Below are 20466 nucleotides of genomic sequence, written 5' to 3'. Positions count from 1 at the left end.
ATTGATATACAGCCCAAGGTAAGCTGTTACTTAGTCAATTTGATTGGTAGATTTTGACTAGAGGGTGCAATTAACAGCGCCGAGTGTGAAAAATGTTAAGCACCCGGTTATCCTTAATAACTATGTTTCTGGCAATTTTATACTTTAAGAGGGGTTAAATATAACTTATATATGACATTATAATTTATAGATAATAGCAAGTCTTTCATTTTATAATTGCTATAATCTATTGTTCAATCTAAATTCTTCTTTATCTATATTTTAGGTGTAACTTTACTATGGGTTCCTCTATGAATCGTCTGTCTATTTTTGTAGACGGAAATAATATGTTCTATGCTCAACAAAAAAATGGCTGGTTTTTTGATCCACGACGAGTTTTAGAATACTTCAGACATGAACAGCCAGACACAACCTTAATAAATGCATTCTGGTACACTGGCTTAAAAGATCAACAAGATCAGCGAGGTTTTAGAGATGCTTTAATAAGTTTAGGATATACAGTTAGAACTAAAGTTCTTAAAGAATATTATGATGATTCTTCTGGTCGTTATTCCCAAAAAGCGAATTTAGATATAGAAATTGTAGTAGACATGTTTAATACAGTAGATCAATATGACCGAGTTGTTTTATTTAGTGGAGATGGAGATTTTGAGAGAGCAATAGAGTTATTACGTTCCAAAAATACTCATATTACAGTGGTATCAACAGAGGGAATGATTGCTAGAGAATTACGGAATGCTACGGATAGATATATAGATTTAAATGATATTCGTGATCAAATAGAAAAAGTAGACGCGTTATAATTTCAATACTTTATTTACAAATTATAAAAGCACAAAAATAAGTTTTAAGGTATTTTAAACCTCAAGTAAACACTAAACAACAAACAGCCAATGAAAACTCAACCAGAAAAAATTATTATCTTTGACACCACGCTTAGAGATGGCGAACAATGCCCGGGTGCAACTTTGAATATTGATGAAAAGCTTGCTATTGCTAAGCAACTAGCGCGCTTGGGTGTAGATGTAATTGAAGCTGGTTTTGCCTTTGCAAGTCCTGGAGATTTTGAAGCAGTTAATAAAATTGCTCAAATTGTAGGGACAGAAAATGGGCCTGTAATTTGTAGTTTAGCAAGAGCAATACAAGAAGATATTAAAGCTGCTGCCCAAGCCATAGAACCAGCTGCAAAAAAGAGAATTCACACTTTTATAGCTACTTCTGATATTCACCTCAAATACAAACTAAGAAAAAGTAGGCAAGAGGTGTTAGCGATCGCAGAAGAAATGGTTGCTTATGCAAAAAGTTTTACTGATGATATAGAATTTTCTCCTGAAGATGCGGGACGTTCTGATCCAGAATTTCTCTATGAAGTTTTAGAAAAAGTGATCGCAGCTGGGGCGACAACAGTTAATATTCCTGATACTGTTGGTTACACAACTCCAACAGAATTTGGAGCATTGATCAAAGGAATTAAAGAAAACGTTCCTAATATTGACCAAGCAATTATTTCTGTTCACGGACATAATGATTTAGGTTTAGCCGTTGCTAACTTTTTAGAAGCAGTCAAAAATGGTGCGAGACAGTTAGAATGTACCATTAATGGCATTGGGGAAAGAGCCGGAAATGCAGCCCTAGAAGAATTAGTCATGGCATTGCATGTGCGGCGGCAATATTTTAATCCCTTCTTGGGACGCCCAGCAGAATCTGAAGAACCACTCACAAATATCGACACCAAGCAGATATATAGAACCTCACGCATGGTTTCTAATTTAACAGGAATGCTGGTGCAACCAAACAAAGCAATTGTGGGTGCAAATGCCTTTGCTCACGAATCAGGAATTCATCAAGATGGTGTCTTGAAAAACAAGCTCACCTATGAAATTATGGATGCCCAATTAATTGGTTTGACAGAAAATCAAATTGTATTGGGTAAGCATTCTGGTAGAAATGCTTTCCGTACACGCTTGCGAGAATTGGGTTATGAACCAACAGAAACAGAATTAAATAAAGCATTCGTCAGATTCAAAGAAGTAGCAGATAAAAAGAAAGAAATTACAGATTGGGATTTGGAAGCTATAGTTAATGATGAAATCCAACAAGCTCCTGATTTGTTTAAATTAGAGTTGGTACAAGTTTCCTGTGGTAGCAAGGCCAAACCCACCGCCACAGTCACCCTACGTAACCCAGAAGGTGATGAATTAATTGATGCTGCGATTGGTACAGGCCCTGTAGATGCAGTTTACAAAGCTATTAACCGTGTTATAAATGTACCCAACCAATTAATAGAATTTTCTGTACAGTCAGTCACAGCTGGAATTGATGCTATCGGGGAAGTGACAATCCGTCTGCGCTATCAAGATAGAGTCTTTTCTGGTCATGCAGCAAATACAGATATTATAGTGGCATCGGCGCAGGCGTACGTTAACGCGTTGAATAGACTATATGCTTGGCTGCAAAATCAACCCAAGCAAGAAGAAGTCACTGCTTAGAAAATACTAAGATTGTAGTGAGGACTAGAGGTCCCATAAACAATATCAGTTTACTGATGGAAGTTCAGCAATATAGAAACGATCTGGGTATCGCCCTGGCTTATAACTGATACCTAGACGCTCTAGCAGTTGCGATCAGCCCGCTTTGGTTGTAAACTGCATTTCCCGATAGCAATGAGCGATCGCACTGTTGTCTCCACTGACTTTGAAAACCTGCACCTTGTCATTGAACTTGATTTCTGGCTCACCGGTACGCGTCTACACACTCCTCACACCCCTACACCCTCACAGCTATTTTCAAAACAGATTTGGCAAGCTGGTGTTTTTACCCATACAATCAAGTACAGGCTTGGTTGCATCCAACACAAGCCTGAATGTATTTCACTGATTTTTCGATTAATAATTTCGGCTGAAAAGCGATCGCACTTTCCCCAAATGATGGTAAACAGAGTCAATGATATTGCTTGGCAAGCACGTCAGGGTAGCGTTGCTGCAATTATTCAAGTGTTAAATGAAAGATTAGCCAATTCTGGTGTGAGAACCAGAGCAATTTATCATGATGGTGTATTACAAATTTTGTGTGAGGCTTCCACGCTAGATAAACTAGAGCAATCAACTTTAGTGAAGCAAATTCAGCAAATTCTCGAATCAATCCAACCTCGTAATCTTCGTAAAGTTAATATCAACAGTCGCATAGTCCAGGAACAGCAATTGTTATGGTTAGAAGAAATTATCCGTGATCCAGAAAACCAATTGCTATGGTCAGAAGAAATCATATTAGAACAGCCTAATATTTTCCAAAAATTAATTAAGAATTACCAAGAGCAAAAAACTGAAGCAGGAAAAATACACTTAAGTAAAACTCAATTATCTAAACCAATACCAATTAATAATAAATCCAAAAATTATGCTTGGAACTGGAGATTATTTTCTTTAAGTTTAAGTTTATTGTTACTCTTATTAAGCTCGATTATTTATGCAGTGTTAAATGGTAAATTACAAAATCCCTGGCTACCAGAAACAACAAGTTCTCTCACCCCAACAGCAAAATCTTCAAATTCAGAAGACTCATTTACAATAGCAGTAAGGATTGCTAACCAAGCTTCCGACGCAGGGAAAATAGCTAAAACTTCAACTCAATGGTTAGAAATAGCAGCCAACTGGCAAAGAGCTTCCGATTTAATGGCTAATGTCTCACCCAGTCACAGTCGTTATCAAGAAGCACAAATTCGGACTAAATTATATAAGAAATATAGTGAAGCGGCGCAGAAAGAAGCGGAGAAGAGTAAGGATGTAGGGATGTAGGAAGAGTCATATTTTCATGTTTGGTTGTGAGATTTTCTCGTGAATGGCTAACTTAAAAAATAGAGATGCGACAACAAAACCGCATCTCTACCAACCAAACTTAACTAAACACTCATCTCCAACATCCGTTGAATTGGACGCAACGCCGCTAGGCGTATCTCTTCAGACATCCTGATTTCCGGGGCACGATTTTTCATGGCCAAATACAATTTTTCCAAAGTATTCAACCGCATAAATGGACACTCATTGCAGTTGCAATTATTGATTGGTGGCGCAGGAATAAAATGTTTTGATGGTGCAGCTTTCTGCATCTGATGAATAATTCCCGGTTCTGTAGCCACAATAAATTCTTGAGTTGGACTTTGTTGACAATATTTAAGTAAAGCGGCTGTAGAACCGATGAAACTAGCGTGACGCAAAACAGCAGGTTCACATTCTGGGTGAGCGATCGCTTCTGCTTCTGGATGTGCTATTTTCAACTGGACGATTTTCTTTTCTGAAAAAGTCTCATGGACAATACAGCTACCTTGCCATAACACCATATCTCGCCCAGTCTGTTCCATCACATACCGTCCCAAATTCCGATCTGGAGCAAAAATTATCGGCACATCTTCGGGTATCTGCTGCACAATTTTGACAGCGTTGGAACTGGTACAAATAATATCGCTCATCGCCTTAATTTCGGCAGAGCAATTGATATAAGAAACTACTAAATGTCCGGGATGGGCTGCTTTAAATTCTGCAAACTCTTTTGGCGGACAGGTATCTGCTAAAGAACAGCCAGCATTCACATCTGGTAACAGCACTATTTTATCGGGATTGAGAATCTTGGCTGTTTCAGCCATGAAGTGAACGCCAGCGAAGACAATCACATCAGCATTAGTATCAGCTGCTGCTTTAGAAAGTTGTAGAGAATCGCCAATAAAGTCTGCAATATCTTGAATATCTGGCTCTTGATAATAATGAGCCAGGATTACCGCATTCAATTGTTTTTTTAAAGTCTCGATCGCTGCAAATAAATCTAGTGGTAATGCACCCGGTTGGGCTTGATCTCGTTGAATAAGTGCAGTTGTAAACACAGTTAGGCGTAGCTTGATTTTACGAATTGTTGTCTTGTCTAAGTAATTATAGTAGTTTTTACCAAAAATGGAAGGAGGATAACTGCCGCTACCCTCCAAATAAAAAGGTACTGTTTACTAGTTACAACATCACCAAAATTCGTCACTAATAAAACTTAAAAACGCTCTGCGCTCCTCTGTGCAACCTTTGCGCTCCTCTGCGTTTCAAAACACTATGATTTTATGCCAAGCTACAACTAAGGTATCCAAATTTTCACTACCCTACCCGTCAACTGTTGTCCCAACCAAGGCGTATTCTGTGAGAGGGTACGAAGATTTTGTCTGTCAACTTTCCAGCTTTGCTGCGGATCAAATAGTGTTAATTCTGCCTTTTGACCAGGAGCGATCGCACTCAAATTCTGTTTTAAACACTCCGCCGGACGGCTACTCAATGCTTGCCACAATTGTAGGGCGCTAAATTCACCAGTTTCTACCAAATGTTGCCATAACAAAGGTAGCGCTAACTCTAAACCTATTGCCCCCGGTGGTGCTTCGGCAAATGCTACAGTTTTTTCTTCGTAGGTATAGGGAGCGTGGTCAATAGCGATCGCATCTACAATACCTGTTCGTACTGCTTGCCGCAATGCTAACAAATCACTCGGATTACCCAAGGGCGGATCTAAATTTAAATTTGGATTATAGCTTTTAAGTGATTCTGTGTCAAGTAAAACATGCATCCAAGTGGTGCTAGCGGTGATCGGTAAGCCTTGACTTTTTGCCGATGCGATTAGTTCGACGCTGCGGGCTGTGGAAACGCGCATAATGTGTACAGGCGTCTCCGTAGCAGCTACCAATTCTATTAAAGCAGCGATCGCAGAGGTTTCAGAAGTAGCAGGATTCCCTGGCAAGCCAAAGCGGAGCGAGTCTGGGCCTTCGCGCATGACTCCATTAGACTTGAGTTGGCGATCACAACACCACAGCGCCACAGGCTTTCCCAAGGGCTGGAGATACTCTAACACGCGCCGTACCAGTGCCGTATTTTCCAAAGGCTGACCATCAGCAAAACCGACTACCCCCGCCACCGCTAAATCGGCGAACTCCGTCATTTGCTTACCAGCAACATCAAGGGTGATTGCGCCCCAGATGTTGAGATGGGGGGGAGTAGGAGACAAGGGAGACAAGGGAGACAGGGGAGATAAGGGAGAAAAATTGCTTCCTTGTCCCCCGTGTCCCTTTTTTCCTCCTTGCTCCCGCATCTTTTCCCAAAACTGCGCTACTACCGCCGGATTATCTACAACCGGGGATGTGTCGGGTAAGATGCTAATTCTTGTGAAGCCACCAGCCGCCGCTGCTTTTAGTAGAGAACAAAGGGTTTCCCGTTCTTCAAATCCCGGTTCTCCGGAATGGCTATACAAATCTATCAACCCTGTTCCTAAGACTAATCCACTACAATCTTGGACGTAAGTGTCTTGTGGCACATCAGAAATATTATTGTTTACTGATTGGATATAACCATCCTCCATCAGCACATCAGCTACTTGGTCAGTACCAGAAACCGGGTCAATAATCCGTACTTGTTGTAATAATTCACTTGTCATAGCATAACTCTTACAAAGCCCCTGCTGCGGTTTTATCTAGCACCCCTCCACCCAAATGAGTGGTAATATTCATTGCTTGCAACACTGGTACACCATTCAATCCTGAAGGGTAATCTATAACGCTGACTGCGCCATTACCCTGACGGAAATTCCAGAAATTATCTGGTGATAAACCTAGAATATGGCAAAGCAGAGTTTTGTTAGTAGCATCATGAGCAACAACCATACCGGTTTGGAGTTGATTTGCCAATGCTGCTTCTACAACTGATTGCCAAGTTGCGACGCTGCGTTCCCATACCTGTTGCAAATTTTCCCCTGCGGGCATTTGTACTTGGGCTGGTACTGTTCGCCAACGTTCTAACTCTCCCGGAAATTCTTGTTCAATTTCCGATTCTAATTTTCCTTCCCAAAGTCCGTGGCTAATTTCTCTAAAACCATCTTGCAATTCTAACTTGATACTGTTGTGGTTCTGTAAGATAATTTCAGCTGTTTCCTTGGGACGTAGCATCGGACTGCTAACGGCAAAATCAAGTTTCACATCTTTGAGAAATGCGGCAGCTTTTTGTGCCTGTAGTCTACCATTTTCGTTGAGAGGAACATCAATTTGACCTTGAAATTTACCTTGGCGATTCCACTCGGTTTCGCCGTGACGGATTAGCAATAAACGTACACCATGATGGTTTGGTCGCATAGAGGGGAGAATATCTCCTAAGTGTTGCGTTTGGTTCATGGATTCTAGCTGAACTGCATCTCCTAAATTACCCGCAAAATTAAGCACACTGACGCCGCAGTTAGATTGCTGGATGGAATGATAGCGAGATGGAGAAATTCTCAGTGCTGTGCTGATTAATGCTCGATTAATGCCGTTATGTCCTACTATTAAGATCGTTTGCCCCGGATGGCGGGGCAGAATTTCTTGCCAAAATTGCCGTGCTTGTTCGTACAAAGCTAAGACAGGATAATGTTCTCGGCTATCTCCCTCACTGTTTGGAACAAGCATCTGGAATTGATGGGGCGACTGTTTCCAAATGCGGTAATCTTCAGGAAACTTCTGCTTAACTTCTGCTACAAGCATTTTCTCCCACAAAGGTAAGTCAATCTCTAGCAGCAGATCAGAAGTTTGAGGAACAACAGACTGTGCAGAATTGTTTTCTTGCGATCGCCAGATGATCTGTGCTGTTTGTTTGGCTCGCTGTAGAGGACTACTATAAATAGCATTGAATGAAATATTGCTGAGGGCTTTGCCGACTAAACTGGCATCGTCACAACCTTTTTCAGTTAATTTAGACGCATCGGTGCGCCCTTGAATACGTTTTTCAGTGTTATATGTGCTTTGACCGTGGCGCACGATGATGACCCGAGTCACTTTTTGCCCTCCTCTCTCTAAAGGACTAATTCTACTGCAAAGTGTTCCAAAATATTCTCTTTACAAGATTTTGGCAGTTATGGTTACTCCAAAGCGATCGCACTTTTACATATTTCAAAGATGGACAAACGCCGAGTCGGGAAGCGCTTGTAGAGTTAATGGGGCGATTTGAGCAAGAATTGGTAGAAACTGGGTGAAGAAGCGATCACATGAGGGAATGAAAAATTGAATCGAATACAGATGTAGACGCGCAAGTAGCTTCCCGCAAGGTACACCGATTCACGCAGATGGATTATGGGTTGGCTGTTAAGTTGATCCGCACAATCCCTATTTTCAAGACAGAATATTAGAACTTACACAAAAACCTCTCAAACTTTTATTTCTCTGTGTCCTCTGCGTCCTCTGTGGTTCCTTTTTCCGTCACCAATGCCTCCGCCTTACCAATGAAACAAAAACGGAATTTTCCTTGTACAGCAAGCATAGAGAGATTTAAAGTCTTTGCAAAATACTAAATAATGCTTTGGGCAATGGGTCGAGAGTACCTTGATAAACCGTTTCATGAATAGATATTACATGGAAGCGATCGCCAAAAATTTGCTTAATTTCTTCCGGTGTAAATCGATAAGGGCCTCCTTCCCTTGTTTCCAAATGGCTAAAGCATTTCACAAACAAGTAACCTTTGGGCTTAATCAAACTATGTACAATCCGAACATAATCTTGTCTTAAATCAGGATGAAATACATGAAAACAGCCTCTATCAAATACAAAATCAAACTCTTGATCCAAACGACTCTTAAAAATATCATCCTGTATAAAACTAATATCTAAACCTTCTTCCTTAGCCTTACTGTCAGCCTGAGTGATAGCAGCTTCAGAAATATCACTCCCAGTCACCCAAAAACCTTTTTTCGCTAATGCGATCGCCTGTGTACCTGGCCCAGTTCCAAGATCCAATACTGTCCCAGAATCAATCTTCAACTCAATTAAAGCTTGCTCAAGGTCAGCATCTATATCTGGATTGTACCAAGGCATCGTTTCCACTTGACGTTCTTGATACAAATTATTCCAATCAGGAAATTCCCGCTGTTGAATCATTTTTCTTAAATAGCACGAAAAATTTTTTTAGCAGTTGGTAATAAATTTGGCAACGTTGAACTGATGAAAAATTAATTATTAAAAATATAATTTAAGTCTAATGTGAATTGAACAAGCAACATCAGATTTTTAGCAATTGTCTAATTATTTTTGGTTAAAGTAGACGCCCCAAGGACGACTTACCGGAGGGTACACAGATATATTATCGCTTTGCAGACTTTTATTTCTACTAATTAAATAGTAAACAGACAAAAAGCTCAGCTCTAATCGCTACAATAAAGATTTGCAGTATTCTGCATCAGCTTATGAGACTTCCTATCGTAGCTATTATTGGTCGCCCAAATGTGGGCAAATCGACTCTTGTTAATCGTTTGGCAGGGGAGCAATCTGCTATTGTTTATGACGAACCAGGAGTAACACGCGATCGCACTTACTTACCCGCCTTTTGGCGCGATCGTGAATTTATGGTTGTCGATACTGGTGGTTTAGTTTTTAATGATGATACTGAATTTTTACCACTAATTCGTCAACAAGCTATGGCAGCCCTTGCGGAAGCCAGTGCAGCTATTTTTGTAGTTGATGGTCACACTGGTCCAACAGCCGCTGACGAAGAAATCGCTACATGGTTGCGACAACAACCCGTACCCGTACTGTTGGCTGTGAATAAATGTGAATCTCCAGAACAAGGTTTAATCCAAGCTGCCGAATTCTGGAATTTAGGGTTAGGTGAACCTTTCCCTGTCTCTGCTATTCATGGTAGTGGTACGGGAGATTTATTAGATAAGTTGATCAATTATTTACAGCCAGTCCAGGATCTTCCAGATATCAATGAAATCAAAATTGCAATTGTCGGACGCCCAAATGTAGGCAAATCCAGTTTATTGAATGCTTTTGTTGGTGAAGAAAGAGCAATTGTTAGCCCAATTTCCGGTACTACTCGTGATGCAATTGATACTGAGATTGAACGTAACGGACAAACCTATCGTTTGATCGACACCGCCGGAATTCGCAAAAAGAAAAACGTAGAATACGGTCCGGAATTTTTTAGTATCAATCGGGCTTTTAAAGCAATTCGTCGCGCCGATGTCGTTTTATTGGTCATCGATGCTATTGATGGTGTCACCGAACAAGACCAAAAGTTAGCCGGACGGGTAATCGAAGAAGGTCGGGCTTGTGTTGTTGTGGTGAATAAGTGGGATGCGGTAGACAAAGACTCTTACACCATCTACGATTACGAAAAACATTTACAAGAAAGGCTACATTTTACTGAGTGGTCAGAAACTATCTTTGTCAGTGCTTTGACTGGACAAAGGGTAGAGAAGATATTGGAATTAGTAAACCAGGCAGCTGAGGAACACAAGCGCCGCGTCAGTACCTCAGTCATCAACGAAGTTCTCGAAGAAGCAGTTCGCTGGCATTCCCCACCAGTCAGTCGCAGTGGCAAACAGGGCAAAATTTATTACGGTACGCAAGTTAGCACTCAGCCACCTACAATAGCATTGTTTGTCAATGATGCTAAACGTTTTAACGATAACTACCGTCGCTATATCGAGCGACAATTCCGGCAACAACTGGGATTTAAGGGTACTCCAATCCGATTGATCTGGCGGAGTAAAAAAGCTCGAGATGTGGAAAATGTTAATAACAACAGAGCTGCCCGCGTATAAAATTATGAATTACGTCTAATGTGAATTAACAAAGGCGCTAATAGATCATGGGAAATACTCAACAAACCAATGACCACCCAACCACCCATGAAAGATCCATCTGTGTTATCTGTGTTTATCGGTGTGTATCGGTGGTCGATTTCTAAAAAAACGTTTTTTACCAGGCGCAAGGAATATTGCGTCTCCATATTCAATTCACATCAGGCGTGAATTCTGAATTATGAATTCTCAATTCAGCAATTCATAATTCATCACTCATCATTCATAATTTCACAATGGATTTACTGCGATCGCTACCAATAGGTCTTTATCTAGAACAACCACAAACTTGGTTACACAAACTTGATCCGCGTATCAAGTTTATCTGGTTAATGAGCTTTCTAACTACCTACATTTTTGCTAACAACTTGTGGCGGGTTTTACTGGTTGTATTGTTAATTATTGCTACCTTAATCGCCAGAATTCCCAAGCGAGTTTGGCAGCAGCAGATGGGTTGGTTATTAATGCTATGCTTTTTTGTGTTAGTGATTGCTGCTATTAGCCCTGATGGTTTGGGTATAAGCTATCAACCCCGCCTACCGGAAAACGATTTTATCTCAACCGAAGCATCAAATCTTGCTACTTCTACTACTCCAACTCCAACTATTGAAACTTCACCTACTCACGATCAGCAGAAATATAGTTACGTACTATTTGAAAAAGGGGCAATTAAAGTAACCCGTCGTTCTTTGGATTTAGCAATTAGCCTAAGTACGATATTATTTACTGTTATTTATAGTACTAATTTATACTTACTGACAACCGCAGCAGAAGAAATCACAGCTGCACTTGAAAGCTTGATGCAACCACTACAAAGGTTTAATATACCTGTCACTGAAATCACATTAATGTTGACTTTATCGTTACGGTTTATACCTTTAGTCCTAGAAGAAGTACAGAATTTAATTCGCTCGATCATGACAAGAGCTATCAATTGGAAAAAATTAGGATTAAAAGGAGCAGTTAAAGTTTGGATGCTTGTAGCAGAGAGACTTTTGCAGAACCTGCTACTGAGGGCAGAACAAATGGCAAACGCCATGATGGTCAGAGGTTTTACTAGTCCTAATGAACATCGAGTCCAATGGCACGACTTACGCCTCAAAAGACGCGACTGGCTAGCGATCGCAACTTTAATTCTGTTTTGGGGAGTGCGGCTGGCGATAGGTAATGAGGTTTAGTGGAAGTAGTAGAGATGGGGTGGTGGGGAGTGTGAGGGGTGTGTAGACGCGGTAGCGGTGAGGGGGTCGCAGTCTTGGACGCCAGGTGCTTTATGCCGGGAGACCCTTTCGACAGTCGCTCATGGGGGAAACCCCCAAGACCGCGCTGTCTCACCACCGCACTGGCTCCGCTTCCCGTCACGATTGCGAACCCCCGTAGACGGGCGAAGCCTGGCTTCTCGAAGAGTACCCGGAGGGCTTCCCGTAAGGGTGGAGTGTGTAGACGCGTAGCGGCTTCCCGTAAGGGTGGAGTGTGAGGAGTGGGGAATAACTACTAACTACTAATGTAGAGATGCGATGAATCGCGTCTCTACCCACTAACCAATGACAATTGAGAATTGACAATTGACCAATGACAAATAATCTTGCTTAGGAATGACCAGAAAATCCAGCAAAAAAGGCAAAATAACGAGACAGATAGGCTGTCGTGCTGGATTCTCCTAGCTTATGAAAATTAATTGGGTTCACTTTTACGTGGAAGATGCCAAAGCTTGGCGTGATTGGTTTGTCAGTCATCTTGGTTTTCAGGTGGTTGAAAGTTCGGCACTTTTAACCCCCTTTATAAATACAAACAACGGAAGTTGTTTTCACACTTGTACAGAAGCAGTCAAAAGTGGTTCAGTTTGCTTTTTGTTATCTTCACCACTTTTACCCATCAGTCCAGTGACAGATTTTCTGCATCAGCATCCCCCCGGTGTAGCAGATGTTGCTTTTGTCATTGAAGATGTAGAAGCTGTGATCGCTCGCGCTCAAGCATACGGTGCTAAAGTCTTACAACCCATCCAACACTATCAACAAGGAGACAGATACATTAAGTGGAGCAAAATAGCTGCTTGGGGTTCTCTGACACATACTTTGATAGAACAATGGGAAGATAGGGAGAAGATTTCAAGCCACCACCCTATCACCGCCATAGATCACATTGTCCTCAATGTTGCAGTGGGTGATCTTGAGCGTGCAGTGACTTGGTATGAAAAAATTCTGGATTTTCAACCCCAGCAGACATTTAAAATTCAAACCGATTACTCGTCTCTGTACAGCCAAGTGATGGTTTCTCGCCACGGTGATGTCCAATTTCCGATTAATGAACCTGCTTCAGCTAATTCCCAAATTCAGGAATTTCTCAATGTTAATCGAGGCCCAGGAATTCAACATATTGCTTTACGAACTGCAAATATTGTAAGTGCGATCGCTCAATTTCGTGCTTGTGGTTTATCTTTGCTCCCAGTTCCCCAAAGCTATTACTCACAGCTTAAAGAACGTCTAGAGTTTCCCCTTTCTAGTGCAGAACTAGAAGCGATCGCTCAACAAGAAATTTTGGTGGACTGGAACCAAAAGACTCCCGATGCTTTACTACTGCAAATTTTCACCCAGCCTATATTTGGACAACCCACTTTTTTCTTTGAATTTATAGAACGCCGTCGCCAAGCTCAAGGTTTCGGTGAAGGCAATTTTCAAGCTTTATTTGAAGCGATCGAACGAGAACAAATTAAACGGGGTAGCTTGTTAGAACCTAAGGAGTAGGGGAAGTGTAGTTCAGTTATCAGTTATCAAATTCTATTACTCACTGTGGCTCCTACTAACCAACCACTAACCACTAACTACTAACAATCAATAACCAACAACCATCTGATTAGTAATTCTAAACACATTCATCAAATATTTAAAACTCAAACACCACTGCATCTGGGCTAGTCTGAAGGTAAATTTTAATGTTGTTTTTCAAAAAAATGTTAAGGCTTATTACAGACTTCGACGGCCCAATTATGGATGTCTCAGAACGATATTACCGCGTATATCAGTTCTGCCTAGAGGAGATCCGCCGTCCGGGTCAAAAAGTGCAAGAACTTTCTAAAGCAGAATTTTGGCAAATGAAGCGTGAACGTGTGCCAGAAACACAAATCGCTATAATTTCTGGTTTAGATGAGTTACAAGCACAAGAGTTTTCTAGCCTGCGTCGCAAAACAGTACATACAGAACCTTATTTCCAGTATGATTGCTTAGCAGCTGGTGCTGTGGATGCGCTGTTAAAAATTCAACAAGCTGGCGTTGATTTAGCGGTTATGACTATGCGCCGAGTTTGGGAGCTAGATTATGCTTTCAAACAGTATGATTTAGGTAAGTTTTTCCCCGATAATCGCTGTTATTGTTTGAGTAATGACTATGTAAAAACCCGTGACATTGATGATAAACCCTTATTAATGACACGAGCATTAAAAGAACTACCAGCTGCTACAGATACATGGATGGTAGGAGACACAGAAGCGGATATTACTGCTGCCAAAAAGCACGGTATAAAAGCGATCGCTGTGGAAAGTGGTATTCGCGATCGCTCGCAGTTAAAACTTTATCAGCCAGATTTTATTGTTAAGGATTTCAGGGTAGCTGTTGATTTAGTTTTAGAGCAAGCGTTACAACTCACTGGAACCTGGTAATAGGTAATGGTAATGGGCGCTCTTACCAATTACCTATTACCTATTACTTAAGGAAACTACTAATCAACCACAATAATACAAAAGTCAATACCGTAGAAAACTGATTTGGTGTCAGACTCACAAATTGCTGTATTTGTGGTATTGCCCAACCAGCAATCATTCCTCCGGCAATTAAACCTGTGATTAAACCAAATAGGATAAATAAAACTGCTCGACCAAACTTACCTTCCTTGCGATTGATGAAGTAAATGCTAATACCTACGCCAACTACTAACGCCATCGATAAAACTTGATCGCCGCCACCTGGATAAAATACGCTGATCGCACTTAAACCCAGATACCAAATACCAGGTAAAAGCACATCGGTTGGTGTTGGTTTATCTAGAAATTTTTGCAGCCAGGTAGGTGACTGTTCGCGAGAGACAGGAGTGTCTTTAGGTGGTGCTTGTACAAGGCGTTCTGGAAATCGGATACGTTCTGGGACTTTAATCTTTCCTTCTTGGCGCATCCGCAAGCGATCCATCAAAATCGCATCGTAAGCTGCTTCGATGACTTCTACACGCTTGCTATCGCCGCTATATTGCTGCAAGAGGCGATTACGAACATCTTGAATTTCATCGAAGCTAGCTTCTTCAGATACCCCAAGTTTTTCGTAGGGACTTTGCTCGCTCATGGTGAGTTTATTACTTTAGCCTTACTCGGCAGCAGTCTTTAAATTTGCAGAAAAAATAACTCGAGATTTTGTGTCAGTCGAAACCAATGTTTCGGTCGATTTATATATCATACCTGGATAGTAGCATGGGTAAGCAGAATCGACCTGGCAGTTTTAACTATAGACACTTTAACATATTGCCATAACTCCGTGTATCCCCTCATGTCGTTCATAATTTCAAGCTCTACTCTAGAATTTGAGTTAAAAATACCTAAAAGCCTTTCTTTTATGAAAGAAATACCTTTTATATTTAAAATTTGTTTGTTGACCGTACCTTGATAAAGTTTTAAACAGAAAGCCTTACATTCCCATGTGTCATAAAGCCGCATATAGATTTAAAATTAATAGCGTTGAAATTACTAAGTAAGTGCGATACAAAAGTATCTTACTTGACTTAGGTTTGTGGCTGAAGTGAGAGCATCTACTTAACTATAAAGCAAGGTTAACAACTATTAGCCTAAAACACTTCAGGGTGGCATTATGATAATATTCGCACTCTAGTTGTCGAAAATCCTGATTAAACTAAATATTTGGATTATCAGGAAATTTATGCCTTAACCTTGTAGATTTAATTTTCTCCTAAGCAGGTAATGCGTTTTTAACGCAACCTGTTGTTTATCCTAATTAACTTTTTGTGCAAAGTGATGGTCATGGCTCCCGCCAAGATTCTTGTAGTTGATGACGACCCTGCGGTTCGGAATTTAATCCAACGCTTTTTGATGAAGCAGAACTATCAGGTGGAGGCTGCTGAAGATGGTAAAACTGCTCTAGCTCTGTTTGAGCAATTTAATCCAGATTTGGTCATTTTGGATGTTAATTTACCAGACGTAATCGGCTTTAACCTCTGCCAAGAAATGCAAAGCCGCAATGGTGTTTTTGTTCTGATGTTAACTAGCCGTGCAGATGAAGCTGACAAGATTCGCGGCTTTTCTAAAGGTGCTGATGACTATCTCACCAAGCCATTTGGTCTGGGAGAATTGGAAGTCAGAGTTGCAGCTATTTTGCGACGTCAGAGGGTTGTAACCACAGCAGAACAAAAACGCCTCATCTTTGAAAAGTTGATGATTGACCCGGTGCGGCGAGAGGTGACGCTCAACCATGAACCAGTACCTTTAACCGCCTTAGAGTTTGACTTATTACATTTTTTGGCTAGCCATCCGGGTCGAGTTTGGCGAAGAGCTGAACTAATCCAGGAAGTGTGGGATTATGAATACGTCGGCGACCAACGGGTTGTGGATGTACACATAGGTCAAATTCGCAAGAAAATAGAAGCTGATGCTAGCCAACCAGCATTAATTCAGACTGTACGTGGTGTTGGCTACAAATTTGAATGTCCTCCTCAATCTCAACAGCCTGACAAACCACAATAGTCATTAGTTGTTAGTCATTAGTTGTTAGTTGTTAGTTGGTGGTTGTTAGTTGGTAGTTGGTAGTTGGTAGTTGGTAGTTATTTGTCATCATAATCAACAATGTATAAGCTGTGAGCGGCGGAAGCCGCCGCTCAATTATCAAATTTGTCTTTTTGGTAGATAGCTACATCTAAGCACTCTTAACGACATTTGGGTGATTGGCACTTGAATTTTACAGATACTTACACAGGTGCAATCAAAGAGCCAGTTATTTTGCTACCTAAAGCAATTAATTGAAATTTCATACAGCTTTGCTTGATTTTTTGGCTTTGATGCTTACCCTAAACCAATGGCCGCTTCTATTCACAAAAATCTAGCTTTTTTAGGATCCTAAGTGTTAAATGTGACCTAAAGAGCATAATCCATCTATAGCACTACTTATTGAAGCACCCATGATCAAGCTGTCTACTAAATTAGCTTCTGGGCATACATTCAGTCAAAAATATTTCTACTTAGCAGTGATGGAATAAGGTTTCCAAGTATACACGAGCAGCGCGGCGATCGCTATCCCCATTTTGGAGCAAAAACAACGATAGCGCTGCCGTTAAGACTCGGTTTTGATCCCAATCAGGATGCTTTTCTAAGTAGATTTTGAGTGATTCGTGTAGTGTTTCAGGAATTTCTGTAAAAATGCTGACAGTTGTCTTCATGAGGTTTTTCTCCTTGGCAGTGTTCATTGACTAGAAAATCTTGCTTTGAGTTAGAGCCACAGGATGAGAGTGTGTAGTCCTTTGCCTGTCCAATAATTCTGTAGTCAGGTCAATGGTCATTTCACACAGACATCAGAGCAGACTAAAAAGGTAAGCCGCATCATTTTGCGGCAAAGGGGGGTGGGGTTGTCAATGCTGCGAAATGTTAAAAATAAGTTTATGAAAAGTATATACTTACGAAAGTATAGGACTTTTAAGCATTTTTTTTTAAATTTCTTAACATAAACTCAGTCTTATATATCTTCACCCGTTGTGAATAAACAATCCCCAGCCAAGAGTTAGGAAGCCCATACCATCGTCGAGTCTCTGTGGAAAACTAGGAAACAGCCTGTGGAAACTCTGTGGAATCAGTGAGGAAAATTTCATAGAATAATAAGAATTACAAAAAGATTAGATTAATTTATTTGGGTGATTACTTTTTAGTTATAGGTCTCTGACCAAAGGTGACTACGTAATTAGTGATCAGTGATCAATCATTTCACTGGTTAGCGACGACGCTCCTGTAACTTGCGATACACCGATTTCAAGTCAACTTGATGGTGAGCAAGAGCGACCAGGGTATGGTAAAACAAATCTGCTACTTCTGCTGCGATCGCATCGTCATCATGATCCTTAAACGCCATGACGACCTCTGCGCTTTCCTCGCCAATTTTTTTCAAAATCTTGTTATCACCACCTGCCAATAGTTTACAAGTGTAGGAACTTTCCTGAGGATGATCACGGCGATCGCAAATCACAGCAAATAATTGTGACAAAGTATCAGCAGGTGGTGGAGTGATTTTCCCTTCTACCTGATGAAAACAACTACGTTCACCAGTATGGCAGGCAATATCTCCCACCTGTTCAACTCCAATTAATAGTGCATCACTGTCACAGTCGTAACGAAGACTTTGCACCTTCTGAACGTGACCAGAAGTTCCTCCCTTGTGCCATAACTCCTGACGGGAACGACTCCAAAACCAAGTTTCCCCTGTTTCTAAGGTCTTTTGTAATGACTCCCGATTCATCCACGCCATCATCAAAACAGTGCCATCTAGATAGTCTTGGACAATTGCTGGGACAAGACCATGGGAATCGTAGCGAATTTGATCAACAGGGATAACTTGGTGTTGAGGATTGCTTGCAGAAAAAAACATACCAGCTGCTAAAAAAAGCGAGAATGATTCATGGGTTCACGATACCATTCTAAAGAGAGCAACTGGCATTGTTCGTCTGAAAATATTTTCTATTCAGCCTTAGACAACAGAACTCTTATGCACAGCAGACTGCATCTTAACAGCACTTAAAGCGACTTGATGAGCCTTTGTAGCTTCACCATACCAATGAATAGCCGAATTGTAAGCCGCCCGGTAAATATCCTGGTATGCCTCGCACAAGCGAGTGCGAATCTCCACAGGCAAGTCTTGGTTGGACTTGTATAACATATTGTTATTTTCTTGGTTCGGGTGATTTTATACGATATAAGTTCTGAGAAGACTTTACGCCTATCCCAAGACAGACCTTTATTATTTCCCACCGTTTAGGAGAGAACCTTGGTAAATACAACAATTAAAACAACAAAATCACAAGAAATCTTCGCTGCTGCTCAAAACCTCATGCCAGGAGGGGTAAACTCTCCAGTTCGCGCCTTTAAATCTGTGGGAGGACAACCGATAGTTTTTGATCATGTTAAAGGCGCATACATTTGGGATGTAGATGGTAATCAATACATCGACTATGTAGGTACTTGGGGACCAGCTATTTGTGGTCATGCTCACCCAGAGGTTATTGCAGCCCTGCATGAAGCCCTAGAAAAAGGCACCAGTTTTGGTGCGCCTTGTGTGCTGGAAAATGTCTTAGCAGAAATGGTGATCGATGCTGTTCCTAGCATTGAAATGGTAAGATTTGTTAACTCCGGCACGGAAGCTTGTATGGCAGTATTGCGATTGATGCGGGCTTTTACCGGACGGGAAAAAGTTATCAAATTTGAAGGTTGCTACCACGGTCATGCTGATATGTTTCTGGTAAAAGCAGGTTCCGGTGTTGCAACCCTGGGTTTACCAGACTCCCCTGGTGTTCCCAAATCGGTAACAAGTAATACTCTAACTGCGCCGTTCAATGATTTAGAAGCCGTCAAAGCTTTATTTGAAGAAAACCGTGACCAAATCGCTGGAATCATTCTAGAACCAGTAGTAGGTAATGCTGGGTTCATTCCTCCTGATGCTGGATTTTTAGAAGGCTTACGGGAACTTACGCAGGAACATGGTGCTTTATTGGTATTCGATGAGGTAATGACAGGCTTCCGTATTGCCTACGGTGGCGCCCAAGAAAAGTTTGGTATTACCCCTGATCTGACAACCTTAGGCAAAGTCATCGGTGGTGGTTTACCCGTAGGAGCCTATGGTGGTCGTCGCGATATCATGTCAATGGTCGCCCCTGCTGGCCCGATGTATCAAGCAGGGACTCTTTCTGGTAATCCCTTAGCCATGACTGCGGGTATTAAGACCCTGGAATTACTGCAAAAATCTGGTACTTACGAGTACTTAGATAAGATTACCAAGAAGCTGGCAAACGGTTTGTTGCAAATTGCTCAAGAAACTGGTCATCCAGCTTGTGGCGGTTCCATCAGTGCTATGTTTGGTTTGTTCTTTACTGCTGGTCCGGTTCATAACTACGAAGATGCCAAAAAATCAGATTTGGCTAAATTTGCTCGTTTCCATCGCGGTATGTTAGAGCATGGTATTTACTTGGCACCATCACAATTTGAAGCTGGATTCACTTCTTTTGCCCACACAGAGGAAGATATTGACAGAACACTAGAAGCAGCTAGGGATGTCATGTCTCAACTGTAAAAAATAGCAACCCCGCCCACTAGTGGGCGGGGTTGAAGTTTATATAGGCAGAAATAACAGCTAACTAACAGCCACAACCACTGTGACCACAGCCTTTAGTGGTTTGATGACCGTCAGCACAGGCTTCAGAGCAGTAGTATTTATTATCTTTTTGAATCGCATCTTCAATAGAAACGATGCATAGGCAAGATTCACAAGCACATTTCATTTGGGTTACGGTAGTCATTGCTCTCTCCTTTATGTCCTCTGGTCAATTATAGTACTATATCTGAACATATATTCATACATTTGCTTAATAAAAGTTTAATTGGTAACATAATTTTCTTGATGCAACAGATGCTTGATCTTAGGGAATGGGCAAATTACCTATCATATCATGTTCTGTTGAATATTTATACTGTCGCCTAGGCTGGTAATAGGTAATTAGTGAGACTACTTGCCGTCTTGGCTTATGCCGAGATGGCAAAGTAGCGAACCCGAAGGGTAATGGGGAAAAACCAATGACCAAAAGCGAAGCATAATATCGTAAGCAATT

Annotated in this window: 20 protein-coding genes; 10 read left to right on the top strand and 10 right to left on the bottom strand. The window is 41.1% G+C overall.

The genetic code is table 11. From position 1 onward, the window contains the following. Positions 1-278 precede the first annotated feature (278 nt). From NIES592_RS11405 to NIES592_RS11395, 3 genes are all read left to right on the top strand, one after another. The gene (locus NIES592_RS11405) at positions 279-803 is read left to right on the top strand and encodes a LabA-like NYN domain-containing protein (RefSeq protein ID WP_009454098.1); all 525 of its coding nucleotides are present in this window, start codon (positions 279-281) and stop codon (positions 801-803) included. 90 nt (positions 804-893) lie between these two features. Then, the gene (locus NIES592_RS11400) at positions 894-2489 is read left to right on the top strand and encodes a 2-isopropylmalate synthase (RefSeq protein ID WP_062246432.1); all 1596 of its coding nucleotides are present in this window, start codon (positions 894-896) and stop codon (positions 2487-2489) included. 438 nt (positions 2490-2927) lie between these two features. Then, positions 2928-3794: a hypothetical protein gene (locus NIES592_RS11395; RefSeq protein ID WP_073555901.1), complete on the top strand. Its 867-nt coding sequence runs from the start codon at positions 2928-2930 to the stop codon at positions 3792-3794. Between the two features lie 104 nt (positions 3795-3898). Here NIES592_RS11395 and nadA read toward each other — a convergent pair whose 3' ends face one another. From nadA to NIES592_RS11380, 3 genes are all read right to left on the bottom strand, one after another. Beyond that, complete coding sequence (gene nadA, locus NIES592_RS11390; protein ID WP_062250516.1) at positions 3899-4873, bottom strand: quinolinate synthase NadA; 975 nt, start codon at positions 4871-4873, stop codon at positions 3899-3901. Between the two features lie 236 nt (positions 4874-5109). After that, positions 5110-6450 carry a dihydroorotase gene (locus NIES592_RS11385; protein WP_062246430.1) on the bottom strand — a complete coding sequence of 447 codons (1341 nt, stop codon included), beginning with the start codon at positions 6448-6450 and terminating at the stop codon, positions 5110-5112. Positions 6451-6460: 10 nt separating this feature from the next. Then, positions 6461-7816: a histidine phosphatase family protein gene (locus NIES592_RS11380; RefSeq protein ID WP_073555785.1), complete on the bottom strand. Its 1356-nt coding sequence runs from the start codon at positions 7814-7816 to the stop codon at positions 6461-6463. Positions 7817-7857: 41 nt separating this feature from the next. Here NIES592_RS11380 and NIES592_RS25105 point away from each other — a divergent pair, with 41 nt between their 5' ends. After that, entirely contained in the window at positions 7858-8013 is a 156-nt protein-coding gene (locus NIES592_RS25105; RefSeq protein WP_178379527.1) for a hypothetical protein, read from the top strand. Positions 8014-8305: 292 nt separating this feature from the next. Here NIES592_RS25105 and NIES592_RS11375 read toward each other — a convergent pair whose 3' ends face one another. Beyond that, a complete protein-coding gene (locus NIES592_RS11375) occupies positions 8306-8911 on the bottom strand; it encodes a class I SAM-dependent methyltransferase (protein ID WP_073555784.1) in 606 nt (201 codons plus the stop codon). A 305-nt stretch (positions 8912-9216) separates the two neighbouring features. Here NIES592_RS11375 and der point away from each other — a divergent pair, with 305 nt between their 5' ends. Beyond that, the gene (der, locus tag NIES592_RS11370; protein WP_062246424.1) at positions 9217-10578 is read left to right on the top strand and encodes a ribosome biogenesis GTPase Der; all 1362 of its coding nucleotides are present in this window, start codon (positions 9217-9219) and stop codon (positions 10576-10578) included. 2 nt (positions 10579-10580) lie between these two features. Here the strand turns inward: der and NIES592_RS11365 are convergent, their stop codons facing one another. After that, entirely contained in the window at positions 10581-10766 is a 186-nt protein-coding gene (locus tag NIES592_RS11365; protein WP_062244030.1) for a hypothetical protein, read from the bottom strand. A gap of 87 nt (positions 10767-10853) precedes the next feature. On the opposite strand from NIES592_RS11365, the gene NIES592_RS11360 reads away from it, so the two are divergent. From NIES592_RS11360 to NIES592_RS11350, 3 genes are all read left to right on the top strand, one after another. Then, positions 10854-11795, top strand: coding sequence for an energy-coupling factor transporter transmembrane component T family protein (locus NIES592_RS11360; protein ID WP_073555783.1), 942 nt, complete (start codon positions 10854-10856; stop codon positions 11793-11795). A 486-nt stretch (positions 11796-12281) separates the two neighbouring features. Beyond that, the gene (hppD, locus tag NIES592_RS11355) at positions 12282-13358 is read left to right on the top strand and encodes a 4-hydroxyphenylpyruvate dioxygenase (RefSeq protein ID WP_062246420.1); all 1077 of its coding nucleotides are present in this window, start codon (positions 12282-12284) and stop codon (positions 13356-13358) included. A 206-nt stretch (positions 13359-13564) separates the two neighbouring features. Beyond that, positions 13565-14269 carry an HAD family hydrolase gene (locus tag NIES592_RS11350; RefSeq protein ID WP_073555900.1) on the top strand — a complete coding sequence of 235 codons (705 nt, stop codon included), beginning with the start codon at positions 13565-13567 and terminating at the stop codon, positions 14267-14269. A gap of 43 nt (positions 14270-14312) precedes the next feature. Here NIES592_RS11350 and NIES592_RS11345 read toward each other — a convergent pair whose 3' ends face one another. After that, positions 14313-14942, bottom strand: a complete 630-nt coding sequence (locus NIES592_RS11345) for a CPP1-like family protein (RefSeq protein WP_062246417.1) — start codon at positions 14940-14942, stop codon at positions 14313-14315. A gap of 689 nt (positions 14943-15631) precedes the next feature. Between NIES592_RS11345 and NIES592_RS11335 the strand changes: the two genes are divergently transcribed. Then, positions 15632-16351, top strand: a complete 720-nt coding sequence (locus NIES592_RS11335; protein ID WP_039990638.1) for a response regulator transcription factor — start codon at positions 15632-15634, stop codon at positions 16349-16351. A gap of 491 nt (positions 16352-16842) precedes the next feature. On the opposite strand, the gene NIES592_RS11330 is transcribed toward NIES592_RS11335, so the two are convergent. The 3 genes from NIES592_RS11330 to NIES592_RS11320 all read right to left on the bottom strand — a co-directional run bounded on the left by NIES592_RS11330 (position 16843) and on the right by NIES592_RS11320 (position 18524). After that, entirely contained in the window at positions 16843-17040 is a 198-nt protein-coding gene (locus tag NIES592_RS11330) for a DUF2811 domain-containing protein (RefSeq protein ID WP_073555781.1), read from the bottom strand. Positions 17041-17585: 545 nt separating this feature from the next. Next, positions 17586-18236, bottom strand: coding sequence for a bifunctional phosphoribosyl-AMP cyclohydrolase/phosphoribosyl-ATP diphosphatase HisIE (gene hisIE / locus NIES592_RS11325; RefSeq protein WP_062246413.1), 651 nt, complete (start codon positions 18234-18236; stop codon positions 17586-17588). A 99-nt stretch (positions 18237-18335) separates the two neighbouring features. Further along, positions 18336-18524, bottom strand: coding sequence for a ChaB family protein (locus NIES592_RS11320; protein WP_073555780.1), 189 nt, complete (start codon positions 18522-18524; stop codon positions 18336-18338). Between the two features lie 108 nt (positions 18525-18632). On the opposite strand from NIES592_RS11320, the gene hemL reads away from it, so the two are divergent. Further along, on the top strand, positions 18633-19931 hold the full coding sequence (gene hemL / locus NIES592_RS11315) for a glutamate-1-semialdehyde 2,1-aminomutase (RefSeq protein WP_009454135.1): 1299 nt from the start codon (positions 18633-18635) through the stop codon (positions 19929-19931). Positions 19932-19995: 64 nt separating this feature from the next. Here the strand turns inward: hemL and NIES592_RS11310 are convergent, their stop codons facing one another. Then, positions 19996-20157: a metallothionein gene (locus tag NIES592_RS11310; RefSeq protein ID WP_071846737.1), complete on the bottom strand. Its 162-nt coding sequence runs from the start codon at positions 20155-20157 to the stop codon at positions 19996-19998. Between the last annotated feature and the right edge of the window lie 309 nt (positions 20158-20466).

The sequence above is a fragment of the Fischerella major NIES-592 genome, from assembly GCF_001904645.1.
In the GTDB taxonomy this organism is placed as follows: Bacteria; Cyanobacteriota; Cyanobacteriia; order Cyanobacteriales; family Nostocaceae; genus Fischerella; species Fischerella thermalis.
This window is presented reverse-complemented; position numbering and strand designations above follow the sequence as displayed.